15 protein-coding genes and 1 pseudogene are annotated in these 14,770 nt (G+C 68.4%); 5 read left to right on the top strand and 11 right to left on the bottom strand.

From position 1 onward, the window contains the following. Nucleotides 1-41: 41 nt before the first annotated feature. The 7 genes from J2X36_RS06895 to J2X36_RS06865 form a co-directional block, all read right to left on the bottom strand. Nucleotides 42-287 carry a hypothetical protein gene (locus J2X36_RS06895; RefSeq protein ID WP_132256929.1) on the bottom strand — a complete coding sequence of 82 codons (246 nt, stop codon included), beginning with the start codon at nucleotides 285-287 and terminating at the stop codon, nucleotides 42-44. Continuing rightward, on the bottom strand, nucleotides 284-1,024 hold the full coding sequence (locus J2X36_RS06890) for a Crp/Fnr family transcriptional regulator (protein ID WP_207919293.1): 741 nt from the start codon (nucleotides 1,022-1,024) through the stop codon (nucleotides 284-286). The genes J2X36_RS06895 and J2X36_RS06890 overlap by 4 nt, the downstream gene beginning before the upstream one ends. Before the next feature lie 520 nt (nucleotides 1,025-1,544). Beyond that, the gene (locus J2X36_RS06885; protein ID WP_281024597.1) at nucleotides 1,545-1,679 is read right to left on the bottom strand and encodes a hypothetical protein; all 135 of its coding nucleotides are present in this window, start codon (nucleotides 1,677-1,679) and stop codon (nucleotides 1,545-1,547) included. A gap of 718 nt (nucleotides 1,680-2,397) precedes the next feature. Continuing rightward, nucleotides 2,398-2,673 carry a hypothetical protein gene (locus J2X36_RS06880; RefSeq protein WP_310347562.1) on the bottom strand — a complete coding sequence of 92 codons (276 nt, stop codon included), beginning with the start codon at nucleotides 2,671-2,673 and terminating at the stop codon, nucleotides 2,398-2,400. Nucleotides 2,674-2,831: 158 nt separating this feature from the next. Then, the gene (locus J2X36_RS06875; protein ID WP_132252303.1) at nucleotides 2,832-3,092 is read right to left on the bottom strand and encodes a DUF6894 family protein; all 261 of its coding nucleotides are present in this window, start codon (nucleotides 3,090-3,092) and stop codon (nucleotides 2,832-2,834) included. A gap of 334 nt (nucleotides 3,093-3,426) precedes the next feature. Next, on the bottom strand, nucleotides 3,427-3,852 hold the full coding sequence (locus J2X36_RS06870) for a hypothetical protein (protein ID WP_310347560.1): 426 nt from the start codon (nucleotides 3,850-3,852) through the stop codon (nucleotides 3,427-3,429). Between the two features lie 119 nt (nucleotides 3,853-3,971). Beyond that, nucleotides 3,972-4,736, bottom strand: coding sequence for a Crp/Fnr family transcriptional regulator (locus J2X36_RS06865; RefSeq protein ID WP_310347558.1), 765 nt, complete (start codon nucleotides 4,734-4,736; stop codon nucleotides 3,972-3,974). Between the two features lie 345 nt (nucleotides 4,737-5,081). On the opposite strand from J2X36_RS06865, the gene J2X36_RS06860 reads away from it, so the two are divergent. The 5 genes from J2X36_RS06860 (at nucleotide 5,082) to J2X36_RS06840 (ending at nucleotide 10,625) form a co-directional block, all read left to right on the top strand. Continuing rightward, on the top strand, nucleotides 5,082-6,497 hold the full coding sequence (locus J2X36_RS06860) for an ABC transporter substrate-binding protein (protein ID WP_132252318.1): 1,416 nt from the start codon (nucleotides 5,082-5,084) through the stop codon (nucleotides 6,495-6,497). Next, a complete protein-coding gene (locus J2X36_RS06855; RefSeq protein WP_310347556.1) occupies nucleotides 6,494-7,357 on the top strand; it encodes an ABC transporter permease in 864 nt (287 codons plus the stop codon). The genes J2X36_RS06860 and J2X36_RS06855 overlap by 4 nt, the downstream gene beginning before the upstream one ends. Beyond that, nucleotides 7,354-8,205 (top strand): ABC transporter ATP-binding protein, encoded by an 852-nt coding sequence (locus tag J2X36_RS06850; protein WP_310347555.1) that lies wholly within the window; start codon nucleotides 7,354-7,356, stop codon nucleotides 8,203-8,205. Before J2X36_RS06855 ends, J2X36_RS06850 begins: the two co-directional genes overlap by 4 nt. Before the next feature lie 39 nt (nucleotides 8,206-8,244). Next, nucleotides 8,245-9,050, top strand: a protein-coding gene (locus J2X36_RS06845; protein WP_310347553.1) for an IS5 family transposase whose coding sequence is annotated in 2 segments (ribosomal slippage) — nucleotides 8,245-8,572 and nucleotides 8,572-9,050 — 807 coding nt in all. Because the reading frame shifts where the segments join, the coding sequence is not laid out codon by codon here. Nucleotides 9,051-9,944: 894 nt separating this feature from the next. Further along, nucleotides 9,945-10,625, top strand: a complete 681-nt coding sequence (locus J2X36_RS06840; RefSeq protein ID WP_310347551.1) for a hypothetical protein — start codon at nucleotides 9,945-9,947, stop codon at nucleotides 10,623-10,625. Between the two features lie 825 nt (nucleotides 10,626-11,450). On the opposite strand, the pseudogene J2X36_RS06835 reads toward J2X36_RS06840, so the two are convergent. The 4 genes and pseudogenes from J2X36_RS06835 to J2X36_RS06820 form a co-directional block, all read right to left on the bottom strand. Beyond that, a pseudogene (locus tag J2X36_RS06835) lies at nucleotides 11,451-11,557 on the bottom strand (IS5/IS1182 family transposase); the annotation flags it as partial. 68 nt (nucleotides 11,558-11,625) lie between these two features. Next, nucleotides 11,626-12,306: a hypothetical protein gene (locus J2X36_RS06830; protein ID WP_310347549.1), complete on the bottom strand. Its 681-nt coding sequence runs from the start codon at nucleotides 12,304-12,306 to the stop codon at nucleotides 11,626-11,628. Nucleotides 12,307-12,367: 61 nt separating this feature from the next. Beyond that, nucleotides 12,368-13,516 (bottom strand): YeeE/YedE family protein, encoded by a 1,149-nt coding sequence (locus J2X36_RS06825; protein ID WP_405029744.1) that lies wholly within the window; start codon nucleotides 13,514-13,516, stop codon nucleotides 12,368-12,370. Nucleotides 13,517-13,605: 89 nt separating this feature from the next. After that, nucleotides 13,606-14,583 (bottom strand): sulfurtransferase, encoded by a 978-nt coding sequence (locus J2X36_RS06820; protein WP_405029737.1) that lies wholly within the window; start codon nucleotides 14,581-14,583, stop codon nucleotides 13,606-13,608. Nucleotides 14,584-14,770: the final 187 nt, after the last annotated feature.

Genomic DNA, 14,770 nt, shown 5'->3' with positions numbered 1-14,770 from the left:
ATGTACGCACCGGCTGTGCGAGAGCCTTCCTGCGCCTCCTGCTAGGATGGCGGCGCCAATCTCTGCTCGATCCAGGCTCGCGCCTCGTCGAGGTCGGCGAATTTGGGCGCATCCGGGGTTTGCAAACGCCCGAACCCCGCCTCCAGGAACCACATCCCGGCCTCAGCCTCGTGCTCGTCCGACAATTGCACCAGCACCGCGACCAAGCGGCCGTCGGCGAATACCAGCTCGCCCGCCTCATCGCTGCTGTCGGTTTCAACCCGGACCGGCTGGACCTGGATGCTCATGCGGCGCGCGGCTCCAGATGCAGGTAGGTCGGGTCGAACTCGGCGGCCTGGGTCAGCCCTGACCAATCGTGGATCACCAACTCGCGGCCTCGCAGCGTGAGCAGCCCCCGGCTCCTGAGAACCTTCAGGGAGCGGTTGACGTGCACGTTCGTCAGACCAAGCCCATCGGCGATGTCGCTCTGGGTGATCGGCAGTTCGCAGCGGTGCTGCTGGGCGAGGCCCACCGCCTCCAGCTTCATATACATCTCGCAGAGCTGGTGCGCGATCCGGGCCTGAGCCGAGCGCCGGCCGATGCCGGTCATCCACTCGCGGAAGATGGCGGAGTCGATGAGCGTGTCGCGCCACAGGGCCGCCCCCAGGTTCGGGAAGCGAAGGATCGCATCGCGCATGTTCTCGTGCGGGATGAAGGCCAGACGGCTGGCGGTGACGGTGGCGAGGCTGTGGTCCATGACCGCGAGGTGCAGGCTCTGCAGGTCGGGCAGATCGCCGGGGACATGGTAGGACAGGATCTGGCGCTTGCCCTGATCCAGGAGCTTGTAGCGGCAGACCCAGCCGGAGAGGACGAGGCAGCAGTGGGAAGGACGATCCTTCTCGCTGACGATGTCCTGGCGCGCGTCGACCGCTCGGATGTTCGCGGGAAGGCTGAGGATGGCTTGCCGTTCCGCGTCGGCGAGCTGAGCGATGCTCTCCAGCTTGCGGATGAGCGGGATCAGATCGGCGTCGGAAGCTGGAGCCAAGTGCGTCTCGTCGAGCCTGTGGGGTGGAGGCACATCGCACCCCAGCCAGCAGCTGGGCCGCTGCTGGCAAGCTCTCGTCTAACCGTTGCCGAGCCGCGCTCATTGCTCTGGGTTAAAGGGAGAGGGCGCTCCATGTTGGGAAGCACTTTTGTGTGACACCCGACATTTCCCCAGATCTCAGGGCAGGATCGCATCCGCGGCCAGGGCGTGGATGGGTGAAGGAGCTTGCTCCTGCCTTCACCGAAATCTGGGGTCCTGCTCCGGGAGCGGGTCGTGAGGGGGATATCCGCATTCCGGGCGGAGCCAGACGGCGCTCGATCACCGCGTCAGACAAGCAGCCGGAGAATTCGTGATTGCGGGCGCCCCGGACGTTCGGCGGGGCAATGTCCGCGGGCGGTTGCGGGCGAAATCTCGACCTCTCAGCCGGCCCAGCCGAGAGGGACGGACCCGGCCCGCGCACGAACGGCGCGGACACCGGACCCGGCATCTCGATCGGGACGGGTGCGGTTCGGTCCGCCGGTCAGGGCCTGAACAGGGCCGCGAGCTCGTAGCTTAGGGCGACGAGGCCGAAGACCATGAAGGCGAGCAGCGCCACGATCGCGATCATCATGAAGAGGGCCGTCCAGTCACGACCCCAACTCGTCCAGAGTGCCATTGCACGCTCCCGCCGTCACGATCCGCAGTCGCTCGACCACTGCCTCCCAAGAAGATCATGGTTGCGGTGAGGCGCTGATGCGTTGGCGCACGCCGGGCCGCCCGTTTCGGGTGCCGTTCGGCACGGCATGCGGGTCAAAATCGATGAGTTTCGACTGCGCCGGCAAGAAGAGGCTGGCGCCTTGACCTTTCCCGGCCCGCGAAGCCGGGACATCTGTTCTGAGACGGCAAGTTATTGCGGTACCTTTGCGTACCGACCGATCTCGCGAATCGCGCGAGTCGGACGTTCGGGGGCAGGCAGGTTGCTGGTGCGCACCCGAACCCGCGCGCGGCTCACCTTCGCCCGACGCCGGCTTTCACGATCCGTCAGAGGTCGTCGCTCCTGCCCTGCCGCTCGCAGGCCGGACGGCGCGAACGCTCAGGGCGGGGGCGAGTTCTGGGGACAGGCCGGAGGGGGCGTCCCCGCTCCGGGCGGCGATGGCGGCCCGCAGGGGAGCTGAACCGCCGGCTTGCGCGACGGATCCTCCGGCGGACTACCGCGCAGGGTCAGGAGCACGCTTCCGATCACGGCCAGTGCGAGGGCGGAGACGGCGAGGATGAGGAGCCAGCGGGGCATCGCCTGAAACTAGGCCGCCGCCCCCGATGCGCCATCCCCTCGCGCAGGCAGCGCGCCGCCCGACAGGAGGCGAGCGGCGCGCATCCCCGCCGGAATCCGCGGCTCAGTCGCAGATCTTCCGGACCACCATGTCCCCGTCCTCATCGATGAAGCGCTTGACGTAGCAGGCGCCGACATAGGCCGGCACGAAGCCGACGACGCGCGTGCGCCAGCCCCATCGGTGACCGAAGCCGCCGTGATGATGGCCGAACCCGCCGAACCCGCCGTGAGGGCCGAAGCCCCGGCCGCCGCCGAACCCGCGCGCGGACGCTTCACCCGCGCCGAAGGCCGCGACGCCGATCACGAGAGCGGCGGCCAGAACACGTATCGAGCGAACCATGAGAACCTCCTCCAACCGGGCCGACCCTCTCGGCCCCGAGGTCCTTATGGTCGGTGCGCCCGGCCGCGACCGTGATCCGGGTCACGGTCTCGGAGGGGAAAGGATGCGCGTCGGAACGGGCGACTCGCCCGGCCGCCCGGTCTCGCGGGACATCGGCCTCAGGCCGCCCGTGTGCTGCGCTCCTCGGAATGCCAGGCCAGGGTCAGCCCGAGGGAGGCGGTCAGCACGACCTCGCTGTCGCTGGTCCTCACGATGATCCGGAGCTTCTGGTCGAGGTAGGACTCGGGACGGTCGCGGGCGATCTCGCAGAGGGCGCGGAGCACCTCCTCGGAGAGATCCGACCTCTGCGAACACTCCGCTCCCTCATTGTCGATGATCGACGCCCTGGGCTCATGCACGTCGAAGAAATAGCGGGCCATCCAGCAACTCTTTTGGGCCTGATGAACTCGGAAAGCTAAAACCTTCCGTCATGTCTTGGCCAGAACCTCACGAACTGAACAGTTATGAACAAACGTCCGGCAGTTCAACTTGCAAATAGGCTGCGGCATTGTACGGAGCCATACGCCAGACCAGGATCACGGCGACGGGTACGGTTCGCGGGAAACCGCTTTCTTCGATGGTTCAATGGTTTAGATATGAACCAACAGGAGCGCGGGGCACGGCGACGCGAAAGGGCGAGTGCGGAAGCGCACCGTCTCCGGCGAGCCGGCCGGGTCGCCGCGCGTCCTTGCCCCCCGGCCGGGGGAGACGCCGTCAGCCCATCTTCGCCTTCAAGTCCTGATAGAGCTTGCGGTAATCATAGGTCGGGTAGAACTCGGTGCGGAAACCGCCCCAGGCCGCCCGCTCGATGAGGATGTTGACCTCGCGAAGCCGCTCGGGCGCGAAGCGCAGCGTCACCACCTGCCCGATGCCCATCATCACGTACCAGCTCACCACCTCGACACCGGCGGGCGGGAAGTCGCGAAACCAGCCCGTGTGCTTCAGGTGCTCGTTGATCTGGCTGACGGTCTTCGTCTGATCGTGACGGAGGAAGACGGTGAGCATCGTGGTGCCGGGCGGCCCGGTCGGCGATTCCTCGGCCGGAGCCGCCGGCCCGTCCGCGGCGCGCGCCCCCGGCGCGAGGGTCCCGAGGAGCGGCAGGCCCGTCAGAAACTGCCAAACCGAACGCCGTGTCGTCATCGCGGATCCTTCCGGCCACTACCGGGCAGGAACGCGCGTCGGCCCTGCCCGGATGCAGGGCCTGCGCGATCCGATTGCGTCCGCGCCCTTCTCCCGCGGCGATCCCGCGGGCCGGGCCTTCAGGCTTCGCCCTGGACGATGTCCTGCAGGCGGGAGGGGCGCGTCAGGCGGATGACGGATTTGTCGACCGCGACGACGCCCTCGTCCTGGAAGCGCCGCAGCATCATCGTCACCCATTGCCGTGTCGAGCCGACCAGGGCGGCGATCTCGTCATGGGTGATCCGGCGCTGGATCACGACCGCCTCGCCCTCCCGCCGTCCGTAGAGGTCGCCGAGATTGAGGAGGAGCTGGGCCAGACGCTCGATCACCGAGCGGGTGCCCAGCATCTGCGCCATCGCCGTGTAGCAGCGGCCCTTCGCCTCCAGCGCCTCGATCAGGCACAGGGCGAAGCTCGGCATCTGGCGCAGCAGGCTCCGCAGGGTCGCCGAGGAGAGCGCGGTGAACCGGCAGGGCTCGATCGCCTCCCCCGACCATTGGTGGCTGCCGCCCCCGGTGAGGCTCGGGCCGCCGATGAAATGGCCCGGCGTCCAGTAGGCGAGCGTGATCTGCCGGCCCGAGGGACCCGTGTAGAAGACCCGCACCCGGCCCTCCTCGATGAGGAAGATGCCCGAATGGGGCTCGCCCTGCTCGAAGACGCTCTGCCCGGGCGCGAGGGTGAGGCAGCGGCCGGCCTCGCGCAGGCGCGCCGCCTCGCCGGGCGTCAGCCGGTCGAGGAAGGTGGCCCCGTCGTCGAGCCCCTCGCTGCTCTCGCTCAGGAACAGGGCGCTGGCGATCAGCGGCGCCGGCGTGCGGGACGGTGTGAGGGCGACGAGCGTCGACGGCATGGGCGGCGGCATTCCGGGGCTGGGACGGATCGGGCGGAGCGCCGCGGGAGATTCGGCCATCCATCCTCGGGAGGGGCCATTATCCCTCCGCGCCCGGTTCGAGCCATTCCAAAGAAGGACGCCCGGGAAGTAGGATCTTCCGAAAACATAGCTGACCGGGAGGTTTTTGTTTCCGACCACGGCCCCAAGGCCCGTCTCTGTTCGGCGTTACTGAGACAATGCAATTAATTGCTCGCCTCCGATGCTGAGCGCGGACGACGATCGACGGGTTGCCGCAGCGCGGTGCGTCGCATCCCGCCCGCCCGTTGCCGCGCAAAGCCCCTGTCGACGGAGCCTCCCCCCGTGATCCCCTTCCGCCGCCTCGCCGCCGCCCTGCTGGCGGCCACCACCCTCGTCGGCGCGGCCCGGGCCGAGACCATCCGGGTCGCCGTGGGCACGCAGGACACCACGATCAACTGCGCCACCGGCGGCCTCCTGATCCGCGAGCTGAAGCTCCTGGAGAAGTTCCTGCCGCAGGACGGCAAGTACAAGGACGCGACCTACGACATCCAGTGGCGCAACTTCACCAGCGGCGCGCCGCTCACCAACGAGATGGTCGCGGGCAAGCTCGATTTCGGCGCCATGGCCGACTTCCCCGGCTCCCTGAACGGGGCGGCCTTCGCCAAGGCCGGCCGCAAGAGCCTGTTCCTCAGCGTGCTGTCCGGCAGCGTCCGGGGCAGCGGGAACGGCATCGTCGTGCCGACGGCCTCGCCGGTGCAATCCTTCGCGGACCTCAAGGGCAAGACGATCTCCGTGCCCTTCGCCTCGACCGCGCACGGCCTGCTCCTGCGCGCCGTCAAGGCGCAGGGCTGGGACCCGGAGCGCGACGTCACCATCATCACGCAGGCCCCCGAGGTGGCGGGCTCGGCCCTGAAGGCCAACAAGATCGAGGCGCACGCCGATTTCGTGCCCTTCGCCGAGCTGTTTCCCTGGCGCGGCATCGCCCGCAAGATCTACGACGGCTCCCAGTCCGACGCCCCGACCTTCCACGGCTCCCTCGTCGACGGGGGCTACGCGGAGCGCTACCCCGAGATCGTGACGGCCTATCTCCGCGCCGCGATCGAGGCCGACCGCCTGTTCGCGGCGGAGCCGGAGAAGTATTCCGAACTCGTCGAGCGCGTCACCGGGATCGAGGCGGAGGTCGCCTACCTCTTCCACGGCCCGCTGGGCCTGCAGACCCGCGACGTCACGTGGAAGCCGGAATACCGGCAGGCGCTGAAGACCTCGATCGAGACCCTGAAGCTCCTCAAGAAGGCGGACGGCGACCTCGACGTCGACCGTTTCGTGGACGACCGCTTCATCCGCGCCGCCAGCGCGCAGGCCGGGATCGACTACGAGGCACGGCTCGCCGCCTACGCGCCATCGCCCTTGCGCAATCCCGACGCGGCGACCGGCCGGCCCATCGCGGACGTGTCGCGCGTCGCGGAGATCTGGGTGAAGGGCGAGGAACGGGTCCGCCCCTACGCCTCGCCCGAGGCGGCCATCGCCGCGCTGGCGGACCTCGAGAAGGCGGGCGGCAGCGCGCGGGTCGTCTACGCGCAGGACCGCAACAGCGGCATCAAGCTGTTCGCCGCGCAGGCTTGGTACGTGCGCGACCGCGAGCGGCGCCTCAACGCCTTCCTGCTCAAGGGCGACGCGGAGGCGTTCTCGAAGGCGCACGGGGGCGAGGTGATCGACTTCGCCGCCGCCCGCGCGGGCGAACCGCGGCTGAGCGCCCGATGAGCAGCGCGGCGATCGACGCGGCCGTCCCCGCTCTCGCGGCCCCGAGCGCGCCGGGGCGCCGCCGCCTCGCCCATCGGCCGGGGCTTCCGCTCCGGCGGCTCGCCCTGCGGGCGGGGGCGCTCGGCCTCGGCCTCCTCGGCTGGCACCTCGCCGCCAGCCACAGGCTCGATCTCGGCCTCGTGACCTTCCGCAACGTGCCGGCGCCGCTCGACGTGGCCCGAGCCCTCGCGGCCCTCGTCCAGTCGCCGAAGCTCGGCGCCCATATCGGCGCCAGCCTCGGCCGGGTCCTCGGCGGCTTCCTCGTGGCGCTCGCCGCGGGCGTCGGCCTCGGCCTCGCCATCGGGCGCTCGCGCACGGCGCGCGACCTGCTGCTGCCGCCCCTCGAGGTGCTGCGGCCGATTCCGGCCGTGGCCTGGATCCCCCTCGCGATCCTGATGTTCCCGTCCTCCGAGCTGTCGATGGTGTTCATCACCTTCACGGGCGCCCTGTTCCCGATCCTCCTCAACACGGTGCACGGGGCGGAGGGCGTGAGCCCGCGCCTCGTGGCCTCCGCCCGCAGCCTCGGCGCGCGCCACTGGGCGATCCTGCGGGAGGTCGTGATCCCGTCGGCCGCGCAGAGCATCGTCACCGGCGCGGCGATCGGCATGGGGACGGCGTGGTTCTGCCTCGTCACCGCCGAGATGATCTCGGGCCAGTACGGGATCGGCTACTTCACCTGGGAATCCTACACCTTGCAGAACTATGACGACATCGTCGTGGGCATGCTCCTGATCGGCCTGCTCGGCATGGGCTCGAGCGCCCTCGTCCGGGCCGCGGGCCGCCTCGCGATGCCCTGGACCCGCGCCGGGATCCGCTCGTGAGCGCCCTCGCGACATCCGCCGCGCGGGCCGGCCGCATCGAGCTCGCCGACGTCGCGATCCGCCTCGGCCAGGGCGAGGCCGCCTTCGACGTGGTCGAGAGCGTCCGCCTCGCGATCCCCGCCCGCCAGTTCGTCTGCCTGCTCGGCCCCTCGGGCTGCGGGAAGTCGACCCTGCTCGGCGCGCTGGCCGGGCACCTCGCGCCGAGCCGGGGCCGCGTCAGCCTCGACGGGGAGACCGTGGCGGGTCCCGACCCCGAGCGGGGCATCGTGTTCCAGCAGCACACCCTGCTGCCCTGGAAGCGGGTGATCGAGAACGTCGCCTTCGGCCCGAAGATGCGCGGCCTCCCGAAGGCGGAGCGCCTCGCGCGGGCGCGCGTCTTCCTGGCCCTGGTGGGGCTCGAGGATTTCGCCGAGCGCTACCCGGACGAGTTGTCGGGCGGCATGCAGCAGCGCGTCGAGATCGCCCGCGTCCTCATCAACGAGCCGCGGGTCCTCCTGATGGACGAGCCATTCGGGGCGCTCGACGCGCAGACCCGCCTGATGATGCAGGAGATGCTGCTCGACCTCTGGACCCGCCTGCCGACCACGGTCCTGTTCGTCACGCACGACATCGACGAGGCCCTGTTCCTCGGCGACCGGGTGCTCGTGATGTCGTCCCGCCCGGGCCGCATCCTCGAGGACATCCCGCTCGGCTTTCCCCGCCCCCGCGGGCGCGACCTCGTCACCGACCCCGCCTTCATCGACCTCAAGCGGCGCTGCCTCGGCCTGCTGCGGCCGCGGGACGGGAAGCCCCCGCTGCCGCGACTCTCGCCGCTCGGCCTGCCGGGCGCCGGTGCGGGAGCCGCTTAGAGCGTGGGACAAAACCGCGACTGAGCGGGCTGGGAGAGCATGGACGCTCTCGTACCTGACGATCTCTGGGCGGTGGTCAAGCCGCTTCTGCCGCCTGAGCCCGAGAAGCCGAAAGGCGGTCGCCCTCGTGCCTCTGACCGGGCGTCCCTGGCCGGCATCATCCTGGTGCTGCGGTCCGGCATGCAGTGGAAGCACCTGCCGCGTTCCGAGGTAGGCTGCAGCGGCAAGAGGAGTTGGCGGCGGCTGGGCACATGGCAGGCGGCCGGCGTCTGGGCCGCGTTGCACCGGGTGATGCTGAAGCACCTTCAGGACGCCGATGCGCTCGACTGGTCGCGGGCGGCTCTCGACAGCGCCAGTCTGCCGGCCAAAAAAGGGGCTGTGCAACGGGCCCGAACCCGACGAATCGGGGTAAGCCGGGCACGAAGCGCCACCTCGTCGTGGACGCCAGGGGCACGCCGCTCGGCCTGACGCTGAGCGGGGCCAACTGCAACGACAGCCGGACGCTGGCCGCCACGCTCGATGCGGTACCGGGCGTGCGCACGGGTCGGGGCGGCCGCCCGCGGCGCAGACCCGACATGCTGCACGCCGACAAGGGATACGACCATCGTCGCTGTCGGTGCGAGTGCCGGGCTCGCAGCATCACACCGCGGATTGCCCGGCGTGGCATCGAGAGCAGCGAACGGCTGGGTCGCTATCGCTGGATCGTGGAACGGACGCTGGCTTGGCTCGCCCGCTTCCGCCGTCTCGCCATCCGCTACGAACGTCGCGCCGACCTGCACCTCGCCCTCACCACCCTCGCATGCGCGCTCATCTGCCAAGCTCAGGCAAAGCGGTTTTGTCCCTGAATCTTAGGCAGGGGAGTCAGACGAGGTTGATGAAAGCCCAAGCAGTTCTGCCAGCCTCCTCAGCCTTTCCGTCGAGTTTAGCCCGGCGGCCGACATGACGGAGTGGGTACAGTGAAACGCTATCTTTCGCCCTTCCTCCGAAAGAGCGCCGACCTGCCCGCCCACATACCACTCGATATCATCCAGAGTGCCAGAATCCTGACCAACTAGAGAAGCCAGAGGTGCGCTGAATGGCTTGCCAAATATACTCTGCATCTGGTTGGAAATTTCGGCGGCTTCGGCTGGCGTCAGCGCGGTAGGAGTTTTGGTTCCTAGTAAAAGGCATGCTGCGAAGACGCGCTCGGCTGGAGACCAGTCACTTAGTCGCTGATCAATAAATACCGACCTTTGGGGCCCTGATAGCGAGCTCAACAAGCCTATACAGAACTGCACTACCCCAACACCGATTGCGCCGTAGGCGATTACATAGCGCCCACCCCCAGACGCCGCCGACCATGTCGCAGCTGTTACGACGATGCCGACGAGAAAGATGCCTGTTCCGATCGCCATGTTTGCAGGTCCAGATGCCATGTGCTCAGTCTCCTTGAAACGCTGTTATCCAATTCGAGTTATCTAGGTTCGCAGCGAAGTTGCAAGGCATGGCATCGATGCGCAAGTCGTCTATCTTTACCTTGTGAAATGGGACCTGTTGTAGATTAAAAGGTGAAAGGTGACTCTTAATAAGAAACAAACAGCGAGAGAGACACAGCTGCCGTGTCCGCCGCATAATTCCTACCGTATTGGAATCAACTAGGTCAACAGAGGCGGGGCTTTATGCTTGTATCTGTATAGTGCCCGAAGTGACAGATGTTGTGTCTCGGTGAGAGCCTCTGAGTGTGGGATCGGAGAAGGACGATGGGTGCGTATCTGGCGCGGGTCGTGTCCTGCGCGTCTCTCGTGCTCCTCGTGCTCGTTGGTAGCGGCACCACTACGGTCGATGCGATGAGCATCGTGACCCAACGTGAAATCCGTGAACCACCGGAATGGAAGGGCATGCTGGAGAAGCCAGACTCTCCTGTCTGTCCGTCGAATTTCACTAATCCTCGCAATGCACCGTTCATTTTCAAATTCAAGGCCGCCGTTATCGGCAGCGTCGAAAACGTCGGGGCGTTCACTCCGGGGCTATGGGAAGATAAAGGTGACCTAGATTGGGCTTTCCTTCGTCAATACTGGCGGACCGGAAAGCAATTTTACTTTAGCGCCACGCAATGCGACGGCGGGCAGGCTAAAATTGCGGATGCGGGTGCGAAAATGGAGGCCGAGCAATGGGCAAGGAAGCGTGTCACCCGCTGGAATAATGAACTCGGCAGGAGCAAGTTCAGGCCGTTTTTGGAGTTTCGACAGTCAAAAGTCGAGTACTCATGCATACCCGGTGTTTTGTCAAATCCGGGACCTACAGCTGAGGAACGAGAGGATGAGGAGGCTGAGGGCAAGGCCAATGCCATTGCCAACGCCAAAGAGGCGAAGGAGCGCGAACAATCAGCAAATGCTGTGAAATTCCAAATTACTAGCAACGATAAAAAAAGATACGGATAGCTTTTTATTCTACGGCTCGCCGGACCGCGTGGCCTTCTTTTGAAAAATCATACATTGTTGATGCATATGATACAAAAGACTACAATTATCCACTTTCTTGTATTCGAGGCGAGCAAATATGCTACGGAGCGTGGCGTGAGGACGATCGGTCCGTCTATTGGGGCGTCGGTTACAACAATGAGAAATCATGTACTAATTGCTGTACGACATGCGGCAAGGGAACAAAAGTTGTCAGCCTACAAGCAGGACCGGACGGACCGCCGCCCAACAGCCTTACTATACGGATGAGGAGCTTGGATCCTCGCAGGGTACAAGTGGAGTTCTACTCGCAATCTTATAGGAGAGCTTGGCCCGGAGGTGGCAAGGCCTACACCTTGGCTGACTCCGAGTATCACGAGTACAGCATCAATTGTCAGAAAGGCGAGAAGATCTGTTACGGTGCGTGGCGTGAGGGCAATTCCAATTCATATTGGGGGGTCGGCGTGAACGACCACGACGGATGCACGAATTGCTGCATGACTTGCGGTACCGGCACCCATTCGCATACGCTTCAGCCAGGGAGCAACTCGCCCGGTGGCGGCTCAGGTGGGGGTTCGAGCGTTTCGGAGGCAATCGGCGCTGGTATCGCCATCGGCTCGGCCCTTGGGGGCATCATCGGCGGCGGCGGCGGCAGAGGTGGTGGAACAGTCATACGGCGCCCCAATCCCCCGAATTACAGCGGAGACTACCAGCCCGGGCGGAGCGGAATTTCCGGAGGCCGTTGATGAGCTAGCACCTAGTCAGGGCGGACTGGGTGAATGCTGAGTTAAGGCGAGATGGAGGCCGGGACGCCCGATCCGAGGCGCGCGGCCGACCGCCTTCGGCTTCTCGGGCTCGGAGGGTAGAAGCGGCTTGACCACCGCCCACAGGTCGTCGGGTACGAGAGCGTCCATCCCCTCTCAACCCGCCAAAACCGGTTTTGTCCCACACTCTTAGAGCGAGGCCACTCCCGATCGCGGTGTCAGCGCGAGCGCACGCGAGGCCGCCCGCGCGCGGGCGCGGCCTCCTCCCACTCTCGGTCCCGCTCCGCGAGCGAGGCCGCCCGGCGCGCCTCCGACCCGTCAGCCTCCTCGGGCAGGGCAGCCGGCGCAGGGATGATGGGACCCCCCTCCCCCAAAAATCGCGCCAGCGTGGTGACGAGGCGATCGAGGTCGGCCGACGCGATCGCGGCCCGGTGGACCAGCGCCATGCGCGAATGAGCGGCGAGATCGGCGCAGGTCCGCGCGAAGGCGAGGCGCGCGATCTCGTCCGCCTCCAGCGGCAGGCGGTCGAGGGGGATCTCCCGAAGCCGGGCGAGCCGCCGCTCCGCCAGGGCCTCGGCCGCGTGCCGCACCCGGGCACCGGGCGCGGCGCGGGCGATCTCCTCCAGGATGAAGGCGCGCAGCGCCTCGACCCGCACCGGACCGAACTTCCTGACCTGCAGGATCGCGGCCGGGGCGGATTGGGCGATCTGGCCGAGATCGGCGAAGCCCGCCTTGCGGAGGCGGGCGCGCAGCGATGCCGTGAGCAGCCCCCGCCCGAGCCCGGCCGCCGAGAGGCGCACGATCAGCTCCGGGCGCAGATCCTCGAACAGCGGCAGACGCGCGCAGATCTCACAAAAGAGGCTCGGGAATCGGGCGGAGCGGAGCGAGGGACCGGGCATCGCCCGCCGCGGATACGGCGCATCGCGCCTCCCCGCAACCAGGGCCGAGCGGCGACCTGCGTCAGGGAATCAGCCGGAGGCGGCGGCCGGCGAATAGCGTGGCGGTGACGCCCGCGAACATCGCGAACCCGAACACCCAGCCCGAGACCGCGCCGGCCATGACGCCGGAGAGCAGGGTGCCGACGCTGCAGCCGAGGCCGGTCATCGCCCCCCAGCCGAGGAGCAGGCCCCCGAGGAGGCCCCGGACGGCCTGGCCCGGGCTCGGCCAGGCGGGGCGGAACTGGCCGGCGGCGAGGGCGGCCGCGAAGGCGGCGAGCACGAGGCCGCCGACGAAGAGGCCGTTCGGGGTGAGGAGCGCGTCGCGGACGGCCGTTGCGCAGCCGCGGAAGGTGTCGAGCCCTTCGAGGCGCTCGGGGAGCAGGCCGAGCTGCGCCGCCGCCTGACGGGTGCGCCCGCCGATCTCGGCCGTGACGCCGAGGGGCGCGACCCGGAGATAGGCGGCCGTGGCGATCGCGCCGACGGCGAGGCCGCCGATCCAGGTCGGCCAGCGCGCGACGAAGATCGCGGCCAGCGGAGAGGCCGGTTCCGCCGCCGCCCCTGGCACCCGGCCGAGGCGGTGGAGGAGCCACGCCAGCGCCGCCAGGGCGGCAAGGCTTGCGGCGAGCGAGCCCGCGTAGCCGAGATGGCGCGGCAGCCAGAGCACCGGCGCCTCGGACACGCTGGCGAGGTAGAGCGGATTCCAGGTCGCGAAGCCGAGCGCGAAGCCCAGGGCCGTGCCGAGGAGCGCGAAGGGCGCCGTCGGCGAGCCCTCGCCGAGCCGGTAGAGATGGGCGCTGATGCAGGAGCCGGAGACCGCCATGCCCGCGCCGAAGGCGAGGCCCGCGAGAACCAGGACGGGTCCGACCGGGCCGATATGCGCGTCCGGCGGCAGGCGGGTGCCGGACGGGTCCGGCATCCAGGCGCCGAGCACGACCGCGTAGCCGACGAGCCCCGCCGCCAGCGCCGTCAGGATGCCGAGCATGCCGCGCGGGTCGCCCGTGTCGAGAAAGTCCCGCCACAGGCAGAGGAAGCAGAAGCGGGAGCGCTGCAGGACGAAGCCGAACAGCGCGCCGAGCACCAGGGAGAGGCCGAGGCGCGTGCCGCCGGGTTCCGCGGCGAGGCGTTGGGCGGAGAGCGCGATGCCGAGGCCGAGCGCTACGGCGACAGCGATCCCGAGCGGTCCGGCGAGGCGCGCGAGCGAGGCCCGCGCCGCGGGGACAGGCGCCGGGGCGGGCCCTCGCGCCTCGCCGAACCCTGCCGTCACTTGCCGCCCCAGACCGTGCCGGCGAGGTTCACCACGGGCACGCCGACGGCGTTGCCGTACTCGGTCCAGGAGCCGTCGTAATTGCGCACGGGGTAGCCGAGGATCCGGCTCAGCACGAACCAGGAATGGCTGGAGCGCTCGCCGATGCGGCAGGAGGTGATGATCGGCTTCGAGCCGTCGATCCCGGCCGCGGCGTAGAGCGCCTTCAGCTCGGCCGTCGACTTGATGGTCCCGTCCGGGTTCACGGCCTTGGCCCAGGGTACGTTCACCGAGCCCGGAATGTGGCCGGCCCGGATGGCGAGTTCCTGCACGCCGGCCGGCGCGATCACCTTGCCGGAGAACTCGTCCGGCGAGCGGATGTCGAGGATCTGCTCGTCGCGCTCCTTGCGCGCCACGGCGAGCACGTCGGCGAAGCGCGCCCGCAGGCCGGCCGAGGGCTGGGCCGCCTGGAAGGTCGTGGCCTTGACCTCCGGGGTGCGGGTGTCGAGGGGGCGCTTCTCCGCCTCCCACTTCTTGCGGCCGCCGTCGAGGAGCTTGACGTTGTCGACGAGGCCGTATTGGGCGAGCACCCAGGCGCCCCAGGCGGCGAACCAGTTGTTGTTGTCGCCGTAGAGCACGACCGTGGTGTCGCGGTCGATGCCGAGCTTGCGAACGAGGGCGGCGAACTTCTCGGGCCCGGCGATGTCCCGGCTCACCGTCTCGACGAGATCGGTGTGCCAGACCACGTTCTGCGCGCCGGGGATGTGGCCGCGCTCGTACTGGCCGGGCTCGACGCTGACCTCGACGATGCGCAGCTTCGGGGCGTCGAGGTTCTTCTCCAGCCACTCGGTCGAGACGAGGGCGCTCGCGCGGGCGGGCTCCTTCGCCTCGGCGGAAGCGCGGGCCGCGACGGGCTCCTGCGCGGCGACGGGCGCGGTGAGGGCGAGCGCGATCAGCGCGGCGAGGCCGAGGGTGTGGGGGATGGGGCGCGGCACGGGACGGTCTCCGGCAGGGTAGTTGCGAGGGCGCATGGCATCGTCGGCGCCCCGGCAGCCGCGGGCGGCCACCGGGCGCCGCCGAAGGGCGCCGCTGCGGGAATTGGGCAGATCCGCGAGGTGTCCGGGGCCGGCTCGGGGACCGGGCTCTCGCCCGTGCACCGAACGCGGCTCCCGAACGTTTCGC

Origin of the sequence: Methylobacterium sp. BE186 (assembly GCF_031457035.1) — a bacterium.
Classification (GTDB): Bacteria; Pseudomonadota; Alphaproteobacteria; order Rhizobiales; family Beijerinckiaceae; genus Methylobacterium; species Methylobacterium segetis.
The sequence above is the reverse complement of the archived record's forward strand: the minus strand, read 5'-3'. Positions and strand labels throughout refer to the sequence as shown.

Excerpts from the sequence above, each read along its gene's own strand:
- J2X36_RS06855 (WP_310347556.1), top strand. The coding sequence starts at position 6,494 with ATGAGCAGCGCGGCGATCGACGCGGCCGTCCCCGCTCTCGCGGCCCCG.
- J2X36_RS06880 (WP_310347562.1), bottom strand. The coding sequence starts at position 2,673 with ATGGTTCGCTCGATACGTGTTCTGGCCGCCGCTCTCGTGATCGGCGTC.
- J2X36_RS06885 (WP_281024597.1), bottom strand. The coding sequence starts at position 1,679 with ATGGCACTCTGGACGAGTTGGGGTCGTGACTGGACGGCCCTCTTCATG.
- J2X36_RS06830 (WP_310347549.1), bottom strand. The coding sequence starts at position 12,306 with ATGCCCGGTCCCTCGCTCCGCTCCGCCCGATTCCCGAGCCTCTTTTGT.
- J2X36_RS06865 (WP_310347558.1), bottom strand. The coding sequence starts at position 4,736 with ATGCCGTCGACGCTCGTCGCCCTCACACCGTCCCGCACGCCGGCGCCG.
- J2X36_RS06895 (WP_132256929.1), bottom strand. The coding sequence starts at position 287 with ATGAGCATCCAGGTCCAGCCGGTCCGGGTTGAAACCGACAGCAGCGAT.
- J2X36_RS06875 (WP_132252303.1), bottom strand. The coding sequence starts at position 3,092 with ATGGCCCGCTATTTCTTCGACGTGCATGAGCCCAGGGCGTCGATCATC.
- J2X36_RS06870 (WP_310347560.1), bottom strand. The coding sequence starts at position 3,852 with ATGACGACACGGCGTTCGGTTTGGCAGTTTCTGACGGGCCTGCCGCTC.
- J2X36_RS06840 (WP_310347551.1), top strand. The coding sequence starts at position 9,945 with ATGGGTGCGTATCTGGCGCGGGTCGTGTCCTGCGCGTCTCTCGTGCTC.